Raw genomic sequence first — 22,312 nt, 5'->3', positions numbered from 1 at the left:
GGACGAACCCGGACCGCTGCCGACGTCGGCCCTCGACGGCGCCCCGGCCCTCGCAGAGGACCACGGGCGACCACCTTGGTGGTGACGCGCGATGTCGACCGGCACGCACCGGTCGCAGGAAGGAGTCTACCGGACCGGCGCGAGCCCCCGGACACGTCCCGCACGTGACCACGGGCACGTCGCACGACCCGCCTCGCCCCCCTCGACCGGCACCGCACCACGAGCGGGCACCGAGCCCTCCCCAGGCCGCTCCCCCGCGCGTCGTCCCCAGCCGCGCCCGCGGCGACGCGCTGCGCGGACCCGGCGCACGGCACGCTCGCCGCATGGCACCGCACCGCACGCGCCTCGCGCACCCGACGTCCGGCACGGACGGCGCACCCCGGACTCCCCGGGTGGTCGCCGCCGTGATCATCGCCGTGCTGGCTGTCGTCCTCGCGCCCGCGCTCGCCAGGCCGGCCCCCGGCGCGCGCGGCACCCCTCCTCCCCTGCCCGCCGCCGCCTCGACCGACCCCTGGACCGCGCCGGTCCAGCCGGAGCACGTCGTCCAGCCGTTCGACGGGCCGGCGCAGCCCTGGCTCGCGGGCCACCGAGGGCTCGACCTCGACGCGCCCGCCGGTTCGGTGGTCCTCGCCCCGCGCGCCGGCACCGTGACGTTCGCCGGGGTCGTCGTGGACCGCCCGGTCCTGACCGTCCGGCACGACGACGGGCTGCGCAGCTCCCTGGAACCCGTCGACCCGGGCGTCTCCGTGGGCGACCGGGTCGGGGCCGGGCACCCGGTCGGGGTCGTCGCGGGGGCCCGGACGCACTGCGACCCCGGGTCGTGCCTGCACTGGGGCGTGCGGGACGGCGAGGTCTACCTCGACCCGGAGCTGCTGCTGCGCGGCGGGCCGGTGGTGCTGCTGTCCCGGGCGCCGCCGCCGGACCGGCTCGGCGCGGAGGCGTCAGCCCCGGTCGGCCTCGGTGAGACGGGCGCGGAGCCGGAGCATCGCGGCGGTGTGCATCTGCGAGATCCGCGACTCGGTCACCCCGAGCACCCGGCCGATCTCCGCCAGGGTCATGCCCTCGTAGTAGTAGAGGACCAGCACGAGCTTCTCGCGCTCGCCGAGCTGGTCGATCGCGCGGGCGAGCAGGAACTTCGTCTCCTGCGCCTCGAACGAGGTCTCGGGGTCGGGAGTCCGGTCGTCGCCGAGCGTGTCCAGGAGCGACAGCCGGTCACCGCGGTCCTCGCCGCCGCCCAGCAGCTCGTCGAGCGCCGCGACGTTGACGGTCGACAGCTGCGTGAACAGCGCGCGCAGCTCGCGGACCTCGATCTGCAGCCGCGAGGCGACCTCGGACTCCGTGGGCACGCGGTGCAGCTCGCTCTCGAGCTCGGCGTACGCGCGGTCCACGGCACGGGCCTTGGTGCGGACGGAGCGCGGGATCCAGTCCATGGCGCGCAGCTCGTCGATGATCGCGCCCCGGATGCGGGAGCTCGCGTAGGTCTCGAACTTCACCGAGCGACCGGGCTCGTACTTCTCGATGGCGTCGATGAGGCCGAACATCCCGTACGAGACCAGGTCGGCCTGCTCGACCATCGCGGGCAGGCGCATGCCGACCCGCGCCGCGACCGACGTGACCAGCGGGGCGTAGTGCAGGATCAGCCGCTCGCGGACCAGGCGGTCGCCGCCGGCCTTGAACAGCCGCCAGTCCTCGGCCACCGGGGAGACCGGCGCCTCGGCGAGGTCGACCTCGTCCGCCTCGACCTCGAGGTCGGGGACCGCTGCGAGCACCGCGGCGGCGCCGTCGAGCCCGGTGGCGTCGCCGTCGGCGTCGACCTCGGCCTCGACGAGCGCGGCCACCGCCTCGAGCTCCGACTCCAGCTGCGGGTCGAGCGCCTGCTGCCGCGGGATGACACCGAGGGGCGCGCTCGTGGCGCGGCGCTGCGAGGCAGCCAGCTGGACCGTGTCCTCAGCCGGAACTGACATGGAGCTCTCCATCTCGGACGTCATGCGCGGGGGTGGGCCTGCTCGAAGGACGCGCGGAGGCGGTCCGCGGTCACGTGGGTGTAGCGCTGGGTGGTGGCGAGGCTCGCGTGACCGAGCACCTCCTGCACGCTGCGGAGGTCGGAGCCGCCCTCCAGCAGGTGCGTCGCCACCGAGTGTCGCAGAGCGTGGGGGGCCACGTCCTCGACGTCCGCGAGGCGCGAGACGGCGTGCACCGCCTCGCGGAGCTGCCGCTGGTCGACCCGGCCACCGCGGCGGCCGAGCAGCAGCGCCGGACCGGAGACGTCCGTGGCGAGCCGAGGACGACCCCGGGTCAGCCACGCCTCGACGGCCTCGACCGCGAGCTCACCGACCGGGACCACGCGCTGCTTGTCGCCCTTGCCGGTGACGCGCAGCAGGCGCTCGCCCAGGTCCAGGTCGTCGACGTCGGCGCCGCACAGCTCGCCGACGCGCGCACCCGTGGCGTACAGCAGCTCCAGGGCCGCCCAGTCGCGCAGGTGGACCGGGTCGCCGTCGTCCGCGCGGACCCGCGCCGTGTCGAGCAGCGCCGCTGCCGACGCCTGGTCCAGCACGGTCGGCAGGTGCGACGCCGGCCGGGCGCTGGCGAGCCGGAGCGCCGGGTCCTGCGCCACGCGACCGGTGCGGACTGCCCAGGCGAAGAACGTGCGGACCGCCGCACCCCGGCGCGCCATCGTCGCGCGGCTGCGCTGCGTGGCGGCCATCGCGGCCAGCCACCCGCGCAGGACCGTGATGTCGACCCCGGTGAGGTCGGCCACGCCGTGCCGCCGCGCGTACCCGGCCAGGTCCTCGAGGTCGCCGAGGTAGGCACGGACGGTGTGGTCCGAGAGTCCGCGCTGAGCCCGCAGGTGGAGTGCGAACGCGTCGGTCTCGGGGGTGTCCCCCCGTACCGTCTGCGCCTCAGCCCCCGTCTGCACGGGACTACGGTCGCCTGTCACCCCTCCGGGCGACAAGGCGTCTGTGGCGCGTTTCACCCACCCCTGTACGAATCACGGGGATATGTCCGATTCGATGTCCGGTTTCGCCCCTGTTTCCGGGCCCCGGGCCGGCCCCCGCGTCCGCCTGCTGGACGGCTCCCGGCCCCGCCCGGCGTGGGCCGTGGGTGTGAATGCGGTTTCCGCGACCCCGCCGGCGCCCGGAATGTGCATCACGACGGCCGACCGCCCCCCGCACGCCCGCCGCCCCCGCGCCCCCAGAGCCGGTCCTCCCGGCGCACCGCACCCTCGAGCTCCAGACGCCCGAGCGCGCCGGAGACCTCCCGCACCGCCAGCCCGGCGCGACGGGCGATCTCGTCGACCGGCACTCCGCCGCGGCGGGGCAGTGCGTCGAGCACCCGGGCCGGGACGCCGTCGGACCTGTCGCGCCACCCCGGTCCACCGGACGCGTCGCGTCCAGCGTCCCCGAGCGGGCCGTCGACCCCGAGCGGGCCGTCGTCCCCGCGGCCCGGAGCCGGCCCGAGCAGCTCCAGCGCCTCGGCCGCGTCGGTGACGCAGACCGCCGCGCCGTCCCGCAGGAGCCGGTGGCAGCCTGCGGAGGCCATCGAGGTGACCGGCCCGGGAACGGCTCCGACCGGGCGCAGCAGCTCGGCGGCGCGCGTCGCGGTGCTCAGGGCACCGGACCGCCACGCGGCCTCGACCACGACGGTCGCCCCGGTGAGCGCGGCGATCAGCCGGTTGCGCTGCAGGAAGCGTGAGCGCGTCGGCGGGGTCCCCGGTGGGCTCTCCGCGACGAGCGCCCCGCCGTGGTCGAGGAGCCGTTCCAGCACGTTCCGGTTCCCCTCGGGAGACGGACGGTCGACCCCGCCGGCCAGCAGGGCCACCGTCGCGCCGTCGGCCGCGAGCGCAGCCCGGTGCGCCGCGACGTCGATGCCGAACGCACCGCCGGACACGACGGTCACGCCCTGGTCGACGACGCCCGCGGCGAGGTCCGCGGCGACCCGTTCGCCGTAGGAGGTCGCGGCGCGTGCTCCGACGACCGCGATCGACCGCCGCGCGAGCACGGAGAGCGACGGGGCGCCACGCACCCACAGGCACAGCGGTCCGGCGGCGCCCAGGTCCGGGAGCCGAGCGGGCCACCCGGCCTGCCCGGGCACCAGCAGCGTCCCACCGCACGCCGCCAGCGCGTCGAGCGCAGGTCGCACGTCGAGCACCGCCAGCCTCGGCGCCCACCGGGGCAGCGCGCGGGCGAGGACCCGGGCCATGACCGGGGCGTCGGGCTCCGCGGCACGAGTCGGAGCCCTACCACCCCGGGTCGACGACGCTTCCCCGGCGAGCCGCCGGAGCCGCGCCGCGGCCTGCTCGGTCGGGACCCCGACCGCCCAGGCGGCCCAGCGCAGGGCGGCCGGCGCGCCGAGCGCCGCGACGACCGCCCCCGCCGTCGCGTCGCCGGGCTCGGCCACGAGGCTCCAGGCCGCACGGGCGAGCACCTCCGGGTCGTCGGGACACCGATCGCCGGGCCCACCCGGTGCCGCTGCGCCGCCAGCACCAGCCGCTTCCTCGGCGCCTCCAGAGCCGGCGAGCCAGTGCGCGCCACCCGGGCCAGCCGTGTCACCAGCGCCTCCCGCGCCGGCTGTGTCCCCCGTGCCGTTCATGCTCCCCCCTGCCCTCGGGTGCGCAGCGCGACGCCGCGGCCCACGTCGTCCCGGTCAGGAGCGGCCCGGCCGGACAGGTCCGCGACCGTCCACGCCAGGCGCAGGGCCCGGTCCGCGCCGCGCAGGGTCAGCCGACCAGCCTCGACGGCGCCGTCGATGTCCGCGAGCAGGCCGGCGCGGGCCCGCAGGCGCTCGCGCAGGGCCCGGCCGGGGACGTCGGAGTTCACACGCCACGGCGTCCCCCGCCACCGATCGGCTTGCGCCGCCCGTGCTGCTCCGACCCGGGCAGCCACCTCGGCGGTCGTCTCACCCGCCTCACCGGTGAGCGCAGTCCGGCGCACGGGCGGGACCTCGACCTGGACGTCCACCCGGTCGAGGAGCGGCCCGTCGAGGCGGCCGAGGTAGCGACGACGATCGAGCGCCGTGCACCGGCACAGCAGCCCCTTGCCGAACGCGTACCCGCACGGGCACGGGTTCGCCGCCATCACCAGCTGGAACCTCGCGGGGTAGCGCGCGGCGCCGCCCGTGCGGTGGATCACCAGCTCGCCGTGCTCCAGCGGCTGACGCAGCGTCTGGAGGACCGCCGAGGAGAACTCGGGTGCCTCGTCCATGAACAGCACGCCGCGGTGCGCCCGCGACGCCGCACCGGGGCGCGGGATGCCGGACCCGCCGCCGACGATGCTCGCCGGGGTCGCCGTGTGGTGCGGGTCCTCGAACGGGGGCCGGCGCAGCAGCCCGCCCGCCGGGTCGAAGACGCCCGCGACCGAGTGCACCGCCGTCACCTCGACGGCCTCGGGCTCCGTGAGGTCGGGCAGCAGCCCGGGCAGCCGCGACGCGAGCATGGTCTTGCCCGCCCCGGGTGGGCCCAGGAGCAGGACGTGGTGCGCGCCCGCCGCCGCGACCTCCACCGCCCAGCGCGCCTCGTCCTGGCCGAGGACGTCGGAGAGGTCGCCGGGGTCGTGCCGGCGCGCGCCGGACGGTCGGTCGGGGGCGACGGGCGCGACGTCGGGCACGGCGACGGTCCCGCCGTGCCGCGCCACGACCTCGGCGAGCGTCGCGCACCCGGTCGCCCGCGCGCCGGGCACCAGGCACGCCTCGGCGAGGTCCGCGGCGGGCACGACGACATCGGGTCGGCCGGCGGCGACGGCGGCCGCCACCGCGGGCAGCACCCCCCGCACGGGGCGCAGGCGGCCGTCGAGCCCGAGCTCCCCAGGTGGACGGTGCGCGCTGCGCGCTCAGGGTCCAGCGCCTGTGCCGCGGCGAGCACCGCCACCGCGACCGCCAGGTCGAACGCAGGCCCGGACTTCCGCAGCGCCGCCGGGGACAGGTTCACCGTGACGCGCCGGTTCGGCCAGGCCAGGCCGGTCGACCCGACGGCGGCGCGCACCCGGTCGCGGGCCTCGGCGAGCGAGGCGTCGGGCAGGCCCACCAGGACGAACGCGGGCAGGGACGCCGCGAGGTGCGCCTCGACCTCCACGAGCGTCCCCGCGAGACCGACCAGCCCGACGGCGAACGTGCGGCCCAGCGCCATCAGACACCTCGCAGGTGCTCGAGGTGCGGCGGGGCGCCGCGCAGGTGCTCGATCGCGATGACGTCGAGCCGCACCCCGTCGCAGCGCAGGTCGTGGGCGTCGAGCCACTGGGCGACGAGCGAGCGCATCCGCCGGAAGCTTGACCGGGGTGACCGCCTCCGCCGCCCGCCCGTACGCGGTGCTGCGCCGGGTCTTCACCTCGACGCCGACGACGGTGTCGCACGCGACGTCGAGCGCGACGACGTCGAGCTCCCCGCCCCGCCCGAACCAGTTCCGGTCGAGGACCTGCCAGCCGCGCTGCTCCAGGTACGTGACGGCGAGGTCCTCCCCCGACCGCCCGACCTCCTGCCGTGATCGCATCCGCGTCACCTCCTGGCAGCAGGCTGCCGGGGAGGGCCGGGGAGGTGGGGGCCCGCGGCGCCCGCCCTGGGGACGACGCGCGGCAGTGGTGCCTGTGGAGGGCTCGGTGCCCGCTCAGGGCGCGGAAGGGCCCGCCGGAGTCACCAGGCGAAGGTCAGCGGGCGAAGCCGCTGCCGCTGCCGAGGTCGAGGTCCGCCTTGACCAGCTCCTCGACGTTGACGTCCTTGAACGTCACGACGCGCACCGACTTCACGAACCGCGCCGAGCGGTACACGTCCCAGACCCAGGCGTCCGCGAGGGTCAGCTCGAAGTAGACCTCGCCCGCCGCGGACCGCACCTGCAGGTCGACGTGGTTCGCCAGGTAGAACCGGCGCTCCGTCTCGACCACGTAGGAGAAGAGCCCCACGGCATCGCGGTACTCGCGGTACAGCGCGAGCTCCATGTCGGTCTCGTAGTTCTCCAGGTCCTCCGCGCTCACCCGACCATCATCCCCCATCCCGGGACGTCCGGCGGCGTGAGCGGACCGCACACCCCACCGGCAGGGGGCAGGACCGTGCTCAGGTGCCGACCGGCAGGCGCCAGGACCGCCGGTGCCAGGGGCTCGGACCGAGGGCGCGCAGCGCGGCGACGTGGTCGTCGGACGCGTAGCCCTTGTTCGAGTCCCAGCGGTACTCCGGGTGCTCCGCCGCGAGCTCGACCATGAGGGCGTCGCGCTCGCACTTGGCCAGGACGGACGCCGCCGCGACCGACGCGCAGGACTGGTCGGCCTTGACCCGCAGGTGCACGCGCGGCTCGCCCACGAGCGCGAGGTCCGGCGCGCCGTCGACGCACGGGGCTGCCGAGGGCGCGTCCTCGCGCGGGGAGGCGGCCCGCAGCGGGGCGTCGAGCAGCGGGGCGTCGAGCAGCGCGTCGTCGAACAGGGACGCCTGGGCCGGCGGCGTCAGCCAGTCGTGCGCGCCGTCGAGCACCACCACGTCGACCGGGCCGGCGACCGCAGCCGCGGCGGCGAGGGCGCGCTGACCCGCGAGCCGGAGCGCGGCGATGATGCCCAGGGCGTCGATCTCGGCGGCGCTGGCGTGCCCGACGGCCCGGGCGACGCCCCACCGCTGCAGCGCGGGCACGAGCGCCGTGCGCGCCGCCGGGGTGAGCAGCTTGGAGTCGGCCACCCCGCGCGGGCCGCTGCGGGTCGTCGCGTCGACGACCACGACGCCGACGCTGACCGGGCCGGCCAGCGAACCCCGCCCGACCTCGTCCATCCCCGCCACCCGCAGCGCGCCGTCGCGCAGCAGTGCGCGCTCGTGGCGCAGGTGCGGCACCGGCCGTGCGGACCGGCGGGGTGCCGCCGAGCGGGGCACGCGGGACCGCACGGTCCCCGGAGCGCCCACGGTGAGCGCCGGCACCGCGACGGCCTCCGTGCGCTCCGGGACAGCGGATCCTCCCGGGGCAGCAGTGCCCGCCTGGACAGCACTGCCCGCCGGGACAGCAGCGTCCCGCTCGACAGCCGCGCCGTCCGGGGCGCCGTCGGGGTTCGTTGCGCCGTGGAGCGGCGTCATGACGGGTCGGGCACCGCGTCGAACACGTCGCCGGGGTTGCGCAGGGCGCCGATGCGGTCGACCGGCCAGAGGGTGACGAAGGCGGTCCCGACGACGTCGGACACCGGCACGGACCCGCCGCCCGGGTCGCCGAGGTGGTAGCTCGAGTCGGCGGACTGCTGCCGGTTGTCGCCCATGACCCACAGGGAGCCCTCGGGGACGGTCACGTCGAACGTCAGCCCGCTCGGGCTCGAACCCGGCGCCAGGTAGGTGGTCTCGTCGATCGGCTGGCCGTTGACCGTGAGCGGGGAGCCGTCGCCCGCGGACCGGACCCGGTCCCCGGGCAGGCCGATGACGCGCTTGATGAGGTGGTCCTCGGACTGCTGGGGCATGAGCCCGATCGCGATCAGCGCGTCCTGGACGACGTTGGTCTCCGGGACGGTCTGCTGGTCGAGCCAGCCGCCCGGGTCGGAGAACACCACGATGTCGCCGCGGTGCAGGTCGAACGGGCCGGGGACCAGCTTGTTCACCAGGACCCGGTCGCCCTCGAGGAGGGTGTCGTGCATCGACGCGCTGGGGATGAAGAACGCCTGCGCGAGGAACGTCTTGACCACCCAGGACAGCACCACGGCGCTGACCAGGATGATCGCGGTCTCCCGGAGGAACGAGGCGACCGGACCGCGCCGCCGGTCGTCGCTGCGGGCGCCGCCGGAGCGCGCCTCCTGGCTGGCGGGTGCCGCGTCCTGGTCCGTCACCGCATCACTCTCCCACGTCGTCGACCCGCTGCCCACCACCGCGGCGGGCGTGCACGATTCCTCCCCGCACGCGCCGACGGGCGGCACCCGGCGTGAACCGGGGCCGCCCGTCGGGGGTGCAGCGGGTGCTGTCTCAGGCCTTCTTGGCCGGGACCGCGTCGCGCTTCTCCTTGATCTTGGCCTTCTTGCCGCGGAGGTTGCGCAGGTAGTAGAGCTTCGCGCGACGGACGTCACCGCGGGTGGCGACCTCGACGGACTCGAGCGTCGGGGAGTGCACGGGGAACGTGCGCTCGACGCCGACGCCGAACGACACCTTGCGGACCGTGAAGGTCTCGCGGATGCCGTCGCCCTGGCGGGCGATCACGACGCCCTGGAAGACCTGGACGCGGGAGCGGTTGCCCTCGACGACCTTGACGTTGACCTTGAGGGTGTCACCGGCGCGGAAGTCCGGGATGTCGGAGCGGAGCGAAGCCGCGTCGACGTGGTCGAGGATGTGGGACATCGTGTGTCGCTTTCTCGCCGTGCCACAGGTCACGCGCGTCGTCGTCGGCACCCTGCGGCGCCGGGATGGCAGTGGGTGGTCCGCGGCCGAGAAGCTCGGCAGGTCGTGGGTCGTCTCCCCTGTGGCAGAGACGCGACCGTCGCGCACCAGCGCACAAGTCTGCCACAGCCGCGGACCGATGGGCGACACGGGCGCTGCGGTCCGGGCCCCGGGTGCCGTCAGCCGTCGGTGCTCGGGCCCAGGCCGTCGTCGCCCACGGCCCAGCCCAGCTCCGCCAGCGCGGTGCGGTCCGCACGGTCGAGGCCGGCGGGGTCGAGGAGGCGCAGCAGGTCGGGGCGCCGGGCGGCGGTCCGGGCCAGCGCCTGGTCCCGGCGCCAGCGCGCGACCCGGCCGTGGTGGCCCGAGAGCAGCACCTCGGGGACCTCGAGCTCCCGCCAGGCGGGCGGCTTCGTGTACACCGGGTACTCGAGCAGCCCCGCGCTGCCGTGCGACTCCTCGACGAGCGACTCGGGGTTGCCGACGACGCCGGGCAGCAGCCGCACGACGGCCTCGACGAGCACCAGCGCCGCGGCCTCGCCGCCGTTGAGCACGTAGTCGCCGATCGAGTACTCGCTGACCCGCACTCCCGGTCGCGTCGCGTAGTGCTCGGCGACGCGCGCGTCGATCCCCTCGTACCGGCCGCACGCGATGACCAGGTGCTCGTCCTGAGCCCACTGCTCGGCGTGCCGCTGGGTCAGCGGGGCGCCCGAGGGCGTCGGCAGCAGCAGGTGCGCGCCGTCGACCACGAGGTCGTCGAGCGCGGTCCCCCAGACGTCGGGGCGCATGACCATGCCCGCCCCGCCGCCGAAGGGCGTGTCGTCCACCGTGCGGTGCCGGTCGGTCGTCCAGTCCCGCAGGTCGTGGACGCGCAGGTCGAGGATGCCGGTCGTGCGGGCCTTGCCGACGAGCGACAGCGCCAGCGGGCTCAGGTAGTCCGGGAAGATCGAGACGATGTCGATACGCACGTCAGTCGTCGTCCCCGCTCGGCGCGACGCCGGTGGTCTCGTCGCTGACGACGAGGTTCGCCGCGTCGGCCGCCAGCAGGCCGCCCGGCGGGTCGAGCACCACGCGGCCACCGGGGACGTCGACCACGGGGACGATCGCGCGGACGAACGGCACGAGGGTGCGCGCGCCGTCGGGCTCGCGGAGCACCAGCGCGTCGTGGGCCGGCAGGTGCTCGAGGCCGACGACCTCGCCGAGGACGCGGCCGTCGACGTGCTCCGCGCGCAGACCGGCGAGCTCGTGCGGGTACCAGGCGTCCTCGTCGTCGTCGGTGGTGTCGTCCTCGGCGACCTCGACCAGCAGCTCGACCCCGCGCAGGGCCTCGGCGGCGGTGCGGTCGGGCGCCTCGGCGAACGTGACGTACCACCGACCCTGGGCCTCGCGGGTGCGCTCGACGGTGAGCGAGCCGGGCCCCTGCGGACCGGTGGGCAGGACGGCGCCGACCGGCAGCCGGCCGGCCGGGTCGTCGGTGCGCAGGTCGAGGGCGACCTCGCCGCGCAGGCCGTGCGCGCGGCCGATCCGGGCGACCGTCAGCAGCATGGGGTTCCTCTCGGGGCGTCCGGGTCTGTCCGGATCAGCGTAGGGGTGGCACGGCGCAGGGGTGGCACGGCGCAGGGGTGGCACGGCGCAGGGGTGGCACGGCGCAGGCCCGGTCCCCCGAGGGAGACCGGGCCTGCGACCGGCTGATCTACCGGGCGGCGTCACCCGAGGGTGACGGCCCGGACGCGCGGCTCACCGCCGGGCGACGTCCACGACGTCCACACGCACCGGGCCGTCCGCCGACAGCGCACCGACGACGGTGCGCAGCGCGCGGGCGGTCCGGCCGTTGCGGCCGATGACGCGGCCGAGGTCCTCGGGGTGCACCCGGACCTCGAGCAGGTCACCACGACGGAGCGTGCGGGCGTCCACCTGCACGTCGTCGGGGTGGTCGACGATGCCCCGGACCAGGTGCTCCAGCGCGTCGGCGAGCATCAGGCCTGCTCGTCCTCGGCCGGCGCCTCGTCAGCGGCCGGGGCGGACGCAGCGGCGGCCTTCTTCTCGGACGCCTTGGCCTTGGCCTTCTCGGCGTCGGCGGCGACGGCCTCGACCGCGGCCTTGACGTCGGCCGGCGCGGCCTTGGTGCGCAGGGTGCCCTCGGCGCCCGGCAGGCCCTTGAACTTCTGCCAGTCGCCGGTCACCTTGAGGAGCGCGAGGACCTGCTCGGACGGCTGCGCGCCGACGCTGAGCCAGTACTGCGCACGCTCGGAGGAGATCTCGATGAGCGACGGCTCCTCGGTCGGGTGGTACTTCCCGATCTCCTCGATGGCGCGGCCGTCACGCTTGGTGCGGGAGTCCGCGACGACGACGCGGTAGTACGGCGCCCGGATCTTGCCGAGGCGCTTCAGGCGGATCTTGGTGGCCACAGTGTGGTCTCTCCTGGGTGTCTACGGGGCGGTCCTCGCGGTTCGCACGTGGGGCATGCGGTGCGGTCGGACCTGAAGGACACGGCATCGAGCGGGTAGAGGGGCCGCGCGCGCCGAGTACAGCGGGTCATTCTGCCAGATGCGGGCGCGTGCGTGCGACCAGTCGTGGGTCACACCCGGCGGGGGCGAGCGACGGACGTCCGCGTCGTCCGGGACGACCGCGGACGTCCGTCGTCAGGACGGCGCCGACGTCAGAACGGTGGCGGGTCGTCGTCGAGCCACGCGGTGGTACGGACCTGCTCGCCGGTCCCCGGCCTGGTCCGGTACCGGTGCCCCGCCGCGGTGATCCACTCGAACCGTCCCGGGGCGTACTGGTGCAGGGTGTGTCCGCCGTCGGTCTTGAGCCGGTGGTCGCGGCCGCACAGCGGGGCGAGGTTCGCCACGCAGGTCGTCCCGAGCCGGCCGGGCGGGTGGCCGCACCGGCGGTGGAACTCGACGGTGTGGTCGAGCTTCCCCGTGCTCGGCGGGCACGGTGCAGCCCGGGCGCACGCAGGTCCGGTCGCGTGCGCGCACGTGGTCGGCGATGGCCGCTGTCGGCCGGTAGCGGGTGCGACCGACGTCCAGGACCGCACCGGACCGAGGGTCGGTCACGATCCGGCGCCAGGTACCGCCCGCCGCGATCGCGCGCGCACGCACGGCGTCGACAGGGCCGTAGCCGTGCAGCTCCGCGGGCCGGTCGTCCAGGCCGAGGAGGGTCGCGGCCGAGATCGTGACGTGCACCTGCGCGCCGGCCCGCGCTCCTGGGCGTCGCGGCGCGACGGTGGTCGCAAGGACCGCACCGGCGCCCGACGCGTCGACCACGAGGACGTCCTGGGCCGCGGCGGCACCGCTGGGCTCGAGGTCGTCGGTGGCGGTGGCACCGAGGTCCGGGGCCGGGTCGTGGGCTCCGGGGTCGGGGGCTGGGTCGGGGTCCGCGTCCGGGTCGGGGGCTCCGGGTTCGGGGTCGGGGTCTGGGCCGGGGTCGGGCTCCTCGTCCGAGAGGTCACGGGGGTCGTCCGCGTGGTCGGCCACGTCGGACCCGGGTGCGTCGCCGGCGCGGACACGCTGGTACACCGTCACCGCCACCTGCTGCCCGTCGAGGCGCACCTCGTCGGCGCCGACCTCCCAGACGGGCCCGCTCGTGGGCACGTCGACACCGACCACGAGGTCGCGGAGACCGTCCGCGCGCAGCTGGTCGATCGTGCGGGGGTCGCCGACGTTCTTCGCCGCCAGGGCCTGGTGGTGGAGCACTCCGTCGACCCGCAGCGCGTCCTGCGCCTCGAGCAGCACGGACAGCGACGCCATCCCGTTCGGCAGGGCGCGCGGTCGCTGCACCCGCCGGTCCGCGACGGCCCTGTCGTGCAGGTCGCCGACGCCGTCGGGGTCGACCTCGAGCAGCACGCGCGCGATCTCCCGGTCCATCCGGGTCACCGTCCACCGCGCCGCCTCGGGCAGCACCTCGTCCTCGACCCGGGTGGCGACCTCCCACGGCACGTCCGCGAGCCGGTCGACCAGCAGGCGCGCCCGGGCCGCGTCGACCTGCCCCCGACAGGCCGAGCCGCATCGCGATCTCGTCGCCCGCCACGGAGCGCTGCCGGGGTGGCGGACCGGCCAGGCGGTTCCACTGCGGGTCCATCTCCGGGTCGCGCCCCAGCAGGCCCGCCCACCGGGCGGTGCGCGCGTGCGCCCACGCCTCGACCCGGGCGGACGCGGCGACCGCCTCCACGAGCCCGGTCACCGTCAGCGACGCGGGGTCCACCGCGTCGAGCCACGCGGCCAGCTCGGGCCCGACGACCGCGGACTCCAGCAGCGCCACCTCCCAGAACCGGTCGACGCCGATGCGGTCCCGCGACTCGGACGGCACCGCCGCGACGGCCGCGCGCCACCGGGCCCGCACGTCCGCGGGGACCGGCAGCGACTCCCAGTCGGGCGCGCCCGCCCCCGCGTGGGCGGCCGACCGCGCGCCCAGGCTCGAGCCCGGACCGAACGACTCACGGACCGGCACGCCGGACGCCGCAGGCGCGGGCACGCCGGACGCCGCAGGCGCGGGCACGCCGGACGCGGCAGGCGCGGGCACGCCGGACGCGGCAGGCGCGGGCACGCCGGGCACGCCGGGCACCAGCGCAGCGGGCTCCGCGGGAACCGGTACGGCGGGCACCGGTCGCCGTGCCGGGCCCATCCCGCGGCGGCCAGGGGTCGACGCGGCGACGGCACCGGGACGCACGGCGCCGAGGGGCGTCGTGGGACGGTGTCCGTGCTGGTCAGGAGGCATACGACCACCGTAGACGCCTCCACCGACACGCCCTCGGCCGGACCCCGGCGGCCTGGGGACGACGCGCGGCCGCTGCACCTGTGGACGCCTCGGCGCCCGCTAGACGACCCGCCGGCCGCGCAGCACGACCGCCCGCGGTGCGCCCAGCACCCGCACGTCGGCGCGCGGGTCGGCGTCGTAGACGACCAGGTCGGCGTCCGCCCCCTCGTCGAGGCCCGGGACGCCGAGCCACTCTCGGGTGCGCCACGACGCCGCGGCGACGACCTCCCGCGCGGGCAGGCCGGCGGCCACCATCTCGGCGGCCTCGTCGGCGATCCGGCCGTGCGCGATCGTCCCGCCGGCGTCGGTGCCGACCAGCAGCGGCACCCCCGCGTCGTGCAGGTCGCGGACGTGGGCGTACCGCCGGGCGTGCATCCGGCGCATCCGGGCCGCGTAGACCGGGTACCGGTCCGCCCGGTCGGCGATGGCACCGAACTGCGCGACCTGGAGCAGCGTCGCCGTCACCGGGATCCCCGCGGCGGCGATCCGCTCGACCTGCCGGGCGTCGGCCCCCGTCGCGTGCTCCAGGCAGTCGACCCCGGCGTCGAGCAGCCCGTCGAGCGCCTCCCCCGCGAACGTGTGCGCGGTGGCGCGGGCCCCCGCGGCGTGCGCGGTCGCGACGGCCGAGGCGAGCAGGTCGTCCGGCCACAGCGGTCGCAGGTCGCCGTCGGGCCCGAGGTCGCGGTCGATCCAGTCGGCCACGAGCTTGACCCACCCGTCGCCGCGCGCCGCCTCCTCGCCGACCGCGCGCGGCAGGTCGGTCACGGCGTCGAGCTCGCGGCCGTAGTGCCGCAGGTACCGCCTCGGCCGGGCGAGGTGCCGGCCGGCGCGGATCAGCCGGGGCAGGTCGTCGCGGTCGTGCACCCACCCGGTGTCGGCGGGCGACCCGGCGTCCCGGACCACCAGCACGCCGGAGTCGCGGTCGGCGACGGCCTGCGCCTCGGCGGTCGCCCGGTCGACGGCGCCCTCGGCAGCGAGCCCGATGTGGCAGTGCACGTCGACCAGCCCGGGCAGCACCCAGCCGTCCACGGCGGTGCCGCCTCCCCCGGCGGGCCGGGTCAGCGTCAGCCGCCCGCCGACTACCCACGCCTCGCCGACGACCCGGTCGTCGTCGAGGACGACCGGGCCCCGCAGGTGCAGGACGTCGGTCACGCGCGGGTCCGCCGACCTCAGCGCCCGAGGAACTTCTGCAGGTCCTCGAGCGACGACGGATCGAAGGCGTCGGGCTGCTGCTGCGGCGCGCCGCCGCCCACGCCGAACGCGGAGCCCTTCGGGGCCGGGGCCGCCGCGGGGGTCAGGCCGGCGGCGCGGTCGGCCGCGGCCTTCTCCTCCAGGGCGCGCTTGGCCGGGTTGCCCGACTTGCCCTTGGACTTCTTGGCGGGGGCGACGCGGCCGCGGCCCTTCTTGCCCGTGCCCGGCAGGTTGCCCATCCCGGGGATCGGCATGCCCCCGCCCTTGGCCATCTGCTGCATCATCTTCTGCGCGGCGGCGAACCGCTCGAGCAGGCCGTTGACGTCCGAGACCTGCATCCCGGAGCCCGCGGCGATGCGCGCGCGGCGCGAGCCGTTGATGATCTTCGGGTTGTCGCGCTCCCCCGGCGTCATCGAGCGGATCATGGCCTCGACGCGGTCGACCTCGCGCTCGTCGAAGTTCTCGATGGCCTCGCGCATCTGCCCCATGCCGGGGAGCATGCCGAGCATCTTCTTCATCGAGCCCATGTTCTTCAGCTGCTGCATCTGCTGCAGGAAGTCCGCGAGCGTGAAGCCCTGGCCCGAGGCCAGCTTGCCGGCCATCGCCTCGGCCTCGTCGGCGTCGAACGCCTTCTCGGCCTGCTCGATGAGGGTGAGGACGTCACCCATGTCGAGGATGCGGGACGCCATCCGGTCGGGGTGGAACACCTCGAAGTCGGTGAGCTTCTCACCCGTGGAGGCGAACAGGATCGGCCGGCCGGTGACCGACGCGACGGAGAGCGCGGCACCACCGCGCGCGTCGCCGTCGAGCTTGGACAGGACGACGCCGGTGAACCCGACGCCCTCCTGGAACGCCGTGGCGGTGGCGACGGCGTCCTGGCCGATCATCGCGTCGATGACGAACAGGATCTCGTCGGGGTCGACGGCGTCGCGGATGTCCGCGGCCTGGCGCATGAGCTCGGCGTCCACGCCGAGGCGGCCGGCGGTGTCGACGATGACGACGTCGTGCTGCCGGGAGGTCGCGGTCGCGAGGCCCTCGCGGGCCACCGCGACGGGGTCGGCGCCGACGACGACGTCGGCCTCGCTGCCCTGGTTGCCGGGGTGCGGGGCGAACACCGGGACGCCCGCGCGCTCGCCGACGACCTGGAGCTGGGTGACGGCGTTGGGCCGCTGCAGGTCCGCGGCGACCAGCATCGGCGTGTGGCCCTGGCCCTTGAGGTGCAGGGCGAGCTTGCCGGCCAGCGTCGTCTTGCCCGCGCCCTGGAGGCCGGCGAGCAGGATGACGGTCGGCGGGTTCTTCGCGAGGTGCAGCGGGCGGTTGTCGCCGCCGAGGATCGCGACGAGCTCGTCGTTGACGATCTTGACGACCTGCTGCGCCGGGTTGAGGGCGCCGGAGACCTCGACGGACAGCGCCCGCTCCCGGACGGCACCGGTGAACTGGCGCACCACGGGCACGGCGACGTCCGCGTCGAGCAGCGCCCGGCGGATCTCGCGCACGGTGGCGTCGATGTCCGCCTCGGACAGCCGCCCCTTGGAGCGCAGGTTCTTGAAGGTCGACGTCAGTCGGTCGGACAGGGTGGCGAACACCGCGCGATCCTCACGCTCTCTCGGCGGTCAGTGACGTCCCAGGGTACCTGTCAGCCGAGCCGACGCCCGCGCCACCAGGTCGTCGACGAGCTGTGCGCGCCACGAGGTCCAGGCGGTGGGCCCGGCGGAGGACGCGTCGGCCTCGGTGAGCGCCCGCAGCAGGGCCAGCAGGTCCGCCCGGTGCGCGACCGCGTCGAGCAGCGCGTCGACGGTCGCGGGGTCGTCCGGGTCGGCGCCGGTGGCCAGCTCGGACAGCGTCAGGTGGTGCCGGACCAGCAGCTCCAGGTCGGCGGCGTCCTGCGCCCCGAACCCCATCCGGTGCGCGATCGGCCCGATCAGCCGGGCGCCGGCCACCGAGTGGTCCCCCGCGCCCGCACGCTTGCCGATGTCGTGCAGCAGCGCCGCGACCAGCAGCAGGTCGGACCGCTCGACGCCACGCCGCAGCCCCGCGGCCCGCGCGGCGGCCTCGACGAGGTGCCGGTCGACGGTGTGCCGGTGGATCGGCGAGCGCTGCGGGCGGTTGCGGACCCCGGCCCACTCGGGGATCCAGGTGGTGACGACCCCGGCCAGGTCGAGCGCCTCCCAGACCGGTACCTGCGCGGGTCCGGTGGCGAGCAGCTGCACCAGCAGGGTCCGGGCCGCGCGCGGCCAGGGCTCGGGCAGCGGCGGCGTGCGGGTGAGGCTGGCGATCGTGATCGGCGACAGCGTCAGGCCGGTGCGGGCGGCGGTCGCGGCGGCGCGCAGGGACAGCAGCGGGTCGGTCGCCGGTTGGGCGTCCGCCGCGAGCACCAGCTCGCCGTCGTGCTCGACCAGGCCCTCCCCGACGGTCCGCAGGCGCGGCGGGGTCCGGCGGCCACGGACCAGCACCGGACGGCGCGCGGGCCGCGCGAGCGCCTGCCGGGCGTTGCGGGCCGTGGTGTCGAGGGCGTAGGAGACGACCCGCCCGGCCTCGGCGAGGCTCGCGAGCAGGTCGTCGCGGTCACCGATGCCCAGCAGCTCCGCGACCTCGTCCTGGTCGGCCAGCAGCAGCCGGTTCGTGTGCCGCCGGCTGACGGTCTGCACCGCGTCGCGCACGTCGAGCAGGTGCGCGTGGGCGCGGTCGACCGCCCCGTGCGGGCGGTCGGTGAGCCACGTGGCGGCGAGCGCGGACAGCACGACGGCGTCGCGGATGCCCCCGCGGGCCTCCTTGAGATCGGGCTCGATGAGATAGGCGAGCTCGCCGTGCCGGTCGGCGCGCTGCCGGGTGGACGCGAGCAGCTCGGGGAGCCGGCGGCGCGCCGCGGAACGCCAGTCGGCGAGCAGCGCGGACCGGGCCCGGTGCACGATCCCCGGGTCGCCCGCGACGGGTCGCAGGTCCAGCAGCCCGACGGCGGCGGGCAGGTCCTTGGACGCGACCTGCCGGCACTGCGCCAGCGAGCGCACCGCGTGGTCGAGGTCCAGGCCGGCGTCCCAGACGGGGTACCAGAGCCGCTCCGCGAGCCGGGTCAGCTCGTCCGCGGTGTGGCCGCGCCCGTCGTGCACGAGCAGCAGGTCGAGGTCGCTCGCGGGGCTCGCGTCGCCGCGCCCCACGCTCCCGACCGCGCCGAGCCCGATGCCCGGGGTCTGCTGCCCCTCGGTCGCCTGCTCCCAGAGCTCGACGAGCCGCAGCAGCACCAGGTCCGACATCGCCCGGCGGCGGGTGGCCCCGTCCCGCTCGGGCCCCGACAGCCGGGCCGCGAGGTCCATCCGCTCAGAGCGGAGGTCCCGCACCCCCACGCTGGCGTGGGGGTGCGGGACCTCGGGGCTGTCAGCCACGGAGCGTGGGGACCACGGTCACAGGGCGTCGACCCCGTGCTCGCCGGTCCGGACCCGGGCGACGTCCTCGACCGGGACGACCCAGACCTTGCCGTCGCCGATCTTGCCGGTCTGCGCGGCCTTGACGATCACCTCGGTGACCGTCGCGGCGTCCTCGTCGCCGACCAGGACGTCGATCTTGACCTTCGGGACCAGGTCCACGGTGTACTCCGCACCGCGGTAGACCTCGGTGTGGCCGCGCTGGCGGCCGTAGCCGCTGGCCTCGCTCACGGTCAGACCGCGGACCCCGGCGGCCTCCAGGGCCGACTTCACGTCGTCCAGCCGATGCGGCTGGATGACCGCGCTCACGAGCTTCGTCATCACTTCACCTCCGTCACCACGCGGGCGCCGCCCAGCGTCTCGTATGCGGTCTCACCGTGCACGGCGAGGTCGATCCCGCCGACCTCCGCCTCCTCGCTGACCCGCCAGCCCATCGTGGCCTTGAGGATGAAGCCGATCACGGCGGTGACCAGACCGGAGAACACCAGCGCCAGCAGCGCGACGACGATCTGCACGACGAGCAGCTTGACGCCGTCACCGAGGAACAGACCACCGTCGGCGGCCAGGAAGCCGATGCCGATGGTGCCGACGAGGCCGCCGACCAGGTGCACGCCGACGACGTCGAGCGAGTCGTCGAAGTTGAACTTGTACTTCAGGCCGACCGCCAGGGCGCAGAGCACGCCGGCGACGACGCCGAGGATGATCGAGGTGACCGGGCGCAGGGCGCCGGCCGCCGGGGTGATCGCGACCAGGCCGGCGACGATGCCCGACGCGGCACCGAGCGACGTGGCGTGGCCGTCGCGGATCTTCTCCGTGACGAGCCAGCCGATGATGGCGGCGGCGGTGGCGGCGGTCGTGTTGACCCACGCCAGACCCGCGTTGCCGTCGGCGGTGAACGCCGAGCCCGCGTTGAAGCCGAACCAGCCGAACCACAGCAGGGCGGCGCCGAGCATGACGAACGGCAGGTTGTGCGGACGCATCGGCTCCTTGGCGAAGCCCTTGCGACGGCCGACGATCAGCGCGAGCACCAGGCCCGCGACACCGGCGTTGATGTGCACGACCGTGCCACCGGCGAAGTCGATCGGCGAGACGACCGCGGCACCGGCCTCCGCGTCCCAGCCGAACAGGAGCGCGGCGACGCCGTTCTCGTTGAGGCCGCTGAGCAGGCCGCCGCCCCAGACCATGTGCGCCAGGGGGAAGTAGCTGACGGTCGCCCAGAGCGCGGTGAACGCGACCCAGGTGCCGAACTTGACGCGGTCCGCGATGGCGCCGCTGATGAGGGCGACGGTGATGATCGCGAACGTCACCTGGAAGGCGACGCCGACCACGACCGGCACGCCGAAGCCGTCGATCAGGAACTCGCCGTTGTCGTCCCAGATCGTGCCCGCGAGCCCGAACTGGTCGAACGGGTTGCCGAACAGCCCGCCCACGTCGCTGCCGTAGGACATCGACCAGCCCCAGAACACGTACACGACCACGACGACCGCGATGCTGATGAACGACATCATCATCATGTTGAGCACGGACTTGCCGCGCACCATGCCGCCGTAGAAGAACGCCAGACCAGGCGTCATGAGCAGCACCAGGGACGCTGACATCAGCATCCAGGCTGTGGCTCCGGTGTCCAGATCCATGTGGAACGCCTCTCCCCTCGCCAGCCGTGCGGCCGGATCGGTGATCAGCGTCGTGGTCGGGGATTTCGGGGCGTGACGGCGCGCGTTACACGCGTGTGACGGGCCGCCGCGCGGGGTAAACGTTGTGTTGCCGACGCCCCGGTGTCTCAGCCCGCGGTCGCGGCGGTCTCAGCCGAGGATGCCGTCGACGAACTCCGCGGCGTCGAACGGCGCCAGGTCGTCAGGGCCCTCGCCGAGCCCGACGAGCTTGACCGGCACGCCCAGCTCGCGCTGCACCGCCACGACGATGCCGCCCTTGGCGGTGCCGTCGAGCTTGGTCAGCACGATGCCGGTGACCCCGGCGACCTCCGCGAACACGCGGGCCTGGTTGAGGCCGTTCTGCCCGGTGGTCGCGTCCAGGACCAGCAGCACCTCGGCCAGCGGGGCGGTGCGGGTGATGACGCGCGTGATCTTGCCGAGCTCGTCCATCAGGCCGGCCTTGTTCTGCAGCCGGCCGGCGGTGTCCACCAGCACGACGTCCACGCCCCCGGCGACGCCCTCGCGGACGGCCTCGAACGCGACCGACGCCGGGTCCGCGCCGTCCCGGTCGGAGCGCACGGTGCGGATGCCGACCCGCGAGCCCCAGGTCTCGAGCTGGTCGGCCGCGGCGGCGCGGAACGTGTCCGCCGCGCCGAGCAGCACCGTGCGGCCCTCGGCGACGAGCACGCGCGCGAGCTTGCCGACCGTCGTCGTCTTGCCGGTGCCGTTGACCCCGACGACCAGCACCACCGACGGCACGGCGCTGCCGTCCTCGGCGGTGCCGGGCGCGGTGGCCAGGGAGCGGTCCAGCGTCGGGTCGACGAGGGCGAGCAGCTGCTCGCGCAGCAGGGCGCGGACCTGCGCCGGGTCCTTCAGGCCCTGGACGCGGGCCTGGGTGCGGATCGCCTCGACCAGCTCGGTCGACGGGCCGGCGCCGACGTCGGCGAGCAGCAGCGTCTCCTCGAGCTCGTCCCAGTCGTCCTCGGTGAGGTGGTCGCGGGACAGGACCTGGAGCATCCGCGCGCCCAGCGGCGAGCCGGACCGGGCGAGGCGGTCGCGCAGCCGGGCCAGGCGGCCGGTCGCGGGCGCGGGGACCTCGAGCGCCGGGGCGGCCGCGGGGTCGTCGACCAGGTCCGGGGCCCCGTCCGGCGCCGTGGCGGGCTCCGTGGCGCCGGGGGCGGCGGGCGCCTCGGCCGTCGGGGCGTCCGGGCGGTCCAGGGTGCCGGTGCCCGTGCCGCGTCCCGCGGGGTCCTCGGGCCGGCCGCCGGAGCGGCGTCGCAGCAGCGCGGCGCCGCCGCCCAGGACCGCGAGGGCCGGGACGGCGACGTACAGCAGGTTCAGGAGGTCGTTCGAGTCCACGGGGACAGTGTGTCAGCCTGCGTCAGCCGTCGCTGCGCCGCGGGGGCACGGCCGGCGGGGCGGGGACGGTGCCGACCGGGACGTGGCCGGTGCGACGCGCGGCGGACGGCGTGGTCGTGGGGGCCGGCGTGGTCGTGGGGGCCGGCGTGGCCGCGTCGTCGTGCGGGGCGTCGGCGCCCGTCGACCCGGTACGCGGGTGCGGCAGGTGCTCGCGGATCCGGCCCGCGCGCTCCCCCGTCCGCTCGATGACCCCGGCGAGCTCGTCGAGCCGGAGGTAGCCGCCGCGGTCGTCGACCTGCGGCGCCTCGGCGAAGAACTGCGCGAACGACACGTCCACCGGGTCGGGCTCGGCGTCGGCGGCCGGGGCGGCGTCGTCCCGGCGGCGCACGCCGTTGCGGAAGTCGGTCAGGAACGTCCGGACGTCCGGCCGCCCCCCGCCGCGGCCCGCGACCGCGAGCACCCCCAGCGCCGCCAGCACAGCCACCCCGATCACCACCACGAAACCCACGCCCATGGGTCCCATCTTCCGCCGCCGGGAGGGCCCGGCGCACGGCGCCGCACCCGTCCGGGCGGAACTGTGCCGAACCGGCACCGAACCTTCACACCGGGCCGCGGTGCGGGGCGCCA

The 22,312-nt window shown here is 76.0% G+C and carries 19 protein-coding genes and 4 pseudogenes; 1 reads left to right on the top strand and 22 read right to left on the bottom strand.

All coding sequences use genetic code 11. The annotated features are described in order from the left end of the window. Positions 1 to 323: 323 nt before the first annotated feature. Positions 324 to 854: pseudogene (locus AC1VL8_RS11585) on the top strand (peptidoglycan DD-metalloendopeptidase family protein); the annotation flags it as partial. An 87-nt stretch (positions 855 to 941) separates the two neighbouring features. On the opposite strand, the gene whiG reads toward AC1VL8_RS11585, so the two are convergent. The 22 genes and pseudogenes from whiG to AC1VL8_RS11475 all read right to left on the bottom strand — a co-directional run bounded on the left by whiG (position 942) and on the right by AC1VL8_RS11475 (position 22,199). Continuing rightward, positions 942 to 1,964 carry an RNA polymerase sigma factor WhiG gene (gene whiG, locus AC1VL8_RS11580; protein WP_483075262.1) on the bottom strand — a complete coding sequence of 341 codons (1,023 nt, stop codon included), beginning with the start codon at positions 1,962 to 1,964 and terminating at the stop codon, positions 942 to 944. A gap of 20 nt (positions 1,965 to 1,984) precedes the next feature. Then, complete coding sequence (locus tag AC1VL8_RS11575; RefSeq protein WP_483075261.1) at positions 1,985 to 2,917, bottom strand: tyrosine recombinase XerC; 933 nt, start codon at positions 2,915 to 2,917, stop codon at positions 1,985 to 1,987. Between the two features lie 230 nt (positions 2,918 to 3,147). Beyond that, complete coding sequence (gene dprA, locus AC1VL8_RS11570; RefSeq protein ID WP_483075260.1) at positions 3,148 to 4,425, bottom strand: DNA-processing protein DprA; 1,278 nt, start codon at positions 4,423 to 4,425, stop codon at positions 3,148 to 3,150. A 161-nt stretch (positions 4,426 to 4,586) separates the two neighbouring features. Next, a pseudogene (locus tag AC1VL8_RS11565) lies at positions 4,587 to 6,121 on the bottom strand (YifB family Mg chelatase-like AAA ATPase). After that, positions 6,121 to 6,249 carry a hypothetical protein gene (locus tag AC1VL8_RS11560; protein ID WP_483076281.1) on the bottom strand — a complete coding sequence of 43 codons (129 nt, stop codon included), beginning with the start codon at positions 6,247 to 6,249 and terminating at the stop codon, positions 6,121 to 6,123. Before AC1VL8_RS11560 ends, AC1VL8_RS11565 begins: the two are co-directional and overlap by 1 nt. Positions 6,250 to 6,316: 67 nt before the next feature. After that, positions 6,317 to 6,481: pseudogene (locus AC1VL8_RS11555) on the bottom strand (YraN family protein); the annotation flags it as partial. Positions 6,482 to 6,635: 154 nt separating this feature from the next. Further along, positions 6,636 to 6,959, bottom strand: a complete 324-nt coding sequence (locus tag AC1VL8_RS11550) for a DUF2469 domain-containing protein (RefSeq protein ID WP_389227319.1) — start codon at positions 6,957 to 6,959, stop codon at positions 6,636 to 6,638. A 79-nt stretch (positions 6,960 to 7,038) separates the two neighbouring features. Further along, positions 7,039 to 7,836 carry a ribonuclease HII gene (locus AC1VL8_RS11545; protein ID WP_483075259.1) on the bottom strand — a complete coding sequence of 266 codons (798 nt, stop codon included), beginning with the start codon at positions 7,834 to 7,836 and terminating at the stop codon, positions 7,039 to 7,041. Positions 7,837 to 8,030: 194 nt separating this feature from the next. Further along, the gene (gene lepB / locus AC1VL8_RS11540; protein ID WP_483075258.1) at positions 8,031 to 8,768 is read right to left on the bottom strand and encodes a signal peptidase I; all 738 of its coding nucleotides are present in this window, start codon (positions 8,766 to 8,768) and stop codon (positions 8,031 to 8,033) included. Between the two features lie 133 nt (positions 8,769 to 8,901). After that, positions 8,902 to 9,270 carry a 50S ribosomal protein L19 gene (gene rplS / locus AC1VL8_RS11535; protein WP_389227310.1) on the bottom strand — a complete coding sequence of 123 codons (369 nt, stop codon included), beginning with the start codon at positions 9,268 to 9,270 and terminating at the stop codon, positions 8,902 to 8,904. Positions 9,271 to 9,488: 218 nt separating this feature from the next. Further along, entirely contained in the window at positions 9,489 to 10,274 is a 786-nt protein-coding gene (gene trmD / locus AC1VL8_RS11530) for a tRNA (guanosine(37)-N1)-methyltransferase TrmD (protein ID WP_483075257.1), read from the bottom strand. Position 10,275: 1 nt separating this feature from the next. Further along, positions 10,276 to 10,851, bottom strand: coding sequence for a ribosome maturation factor RimM (gene rimM / locus AC1VL8_RS11525; protein ID WP_483075256.1), 576 nt, complete (start codon positions 10,849 to 10,851; stop codon positions 10,276 to 10,278). Positions 10,852 to 11,043: 192 nt separating this feature from the next. Further along, a complete protein-coding gene (locus AC1VL8_RS11520) occupies positions 11,044 to 11,283 on the bottom strand; it encodes an RNA-binding protein (protein ID WP_389227301.1) in 240 nt (79 codons plus the stop codon). Beyond that, positions 11,283 to 11,714, bottom strand: coding sequence for a 30S ribosomal protein S16 (gene rpsP, locus AC1VL8_RS11515; RefSeq protein WP_389227298.1), 432 nt, complete (start codon positions 11,712 to 11,714; stop codon positions 11,283 to 11,285). Before rpsP ends, AC1VL8_RS11520 begins: the two co-directional genes overlap by 1 nt. A gap of 234 nt (positions 11,715 to 11,948) precedes the next feature. Beyond that, positions 11,949 to 13,289, bottom strand: a pseudogene (locus AC1VL8_RS11510) (DUF222 domain-containing protein); the annotation flags it as partial. An 835-nt stretch (positions 13,290 to 14,124) separates the two neighbouring features. Then, positions 14,125 to 15,216, bottom strand: a complete 1,092-nt coding sequence (locus AC1VL8_RS11505; RefSeq protein ID WP_483075255.1) for an amidohydrolase family protein — start codon at positions 15,214 to 15,216, stop codon at positions 14,125 to 14,127. A gap of 17 nt (positions 15,217 to 15,233) precedes the next feature. Further along, positions 15,234 to 16,841 carry a signal recognition particle protein gene (ffh, locus tag AC1VL8_RS11500; protein ID WP_389227289.1) on the bottom strand — a complete coding sequence of 536 codons (1,608 nt, stop codon included), beginning with the start codon at positions 16,839 to 16,841 and terminating at the stop codon, positions 15,234 to 15,236. Positions 16,842 to 16,868: 27 nt separating this feature from the next. Further along, complete coding sequence (locus AC1VL8_RS11495) at positions 16,869 to 18,635, bottom strand: [protein-PII] uridylyltransferase (RefSeq protein WP_483075254.1); 1,767 nt, start codon at positions 18,633 to 18,635, stop codon at positions 16,869 to 16,871. A gap of 18 nt (positions 18,636 to 18,653) precedes the next feature. Continuing rightward, positions 18,654 to 18,995, bottom strand: a complete 342-nt coding sequence (locus AC1VL8_RS11490; RefSeq protein ID WP_389227282.1) for a P-II family nitrogen regulator — start codon at positions 18,993 to 18,995, stop codon at positions 18,654 to 18,656. Beyond that, a complete protein-coding gene (locus tag AC1VL8_RS11485; protein WP_389227279.1) occupies positions 18,995 to 20,308 on the bottom strand; it encodes an ammonium transporter in 1,314 nt (437 codons plus the stop codon). Before AC1VL8_RS11485 ends, AC1VL8_RS11490 begins: the two co-directional genes overlap by 1 nt. Positions 20,309 to 20,476: 168 nt before the next feature. Further along, a complete protein-coding gene (gene ftsY / locus AC1VL8_RS11480) occupies positions 20,477 to 21,685 on the bottom strand; it encodes a signal recognition particle-docking protein FtsY (RefSeq protein ID WP_483075253.1) in 1,209 nt (402 codons plus the stop codon). 22 nt (positions 21,686 to 21,707) lie between these two features. Continuing rightward, entirely contained in the window at positions 21,708 to 22,199 is a 492-nt protein-coding gene (locus tag AC1VL8_RS11475) for a hypothetical protein (protein WP_483075252.1), read from the bottom strand. Between the last annotated feature and the right edge of the window lie 113 nt (positions 22,200 to 22,312).

This window comes from Cellulomonas sp. KU4C (assembly GCF_056868065.1).
The sequence above is the reverse complement of the archived record's forward strand: the minus strand, read 5'-3'. Positions and strand labels throughout refer to the sequence as shown.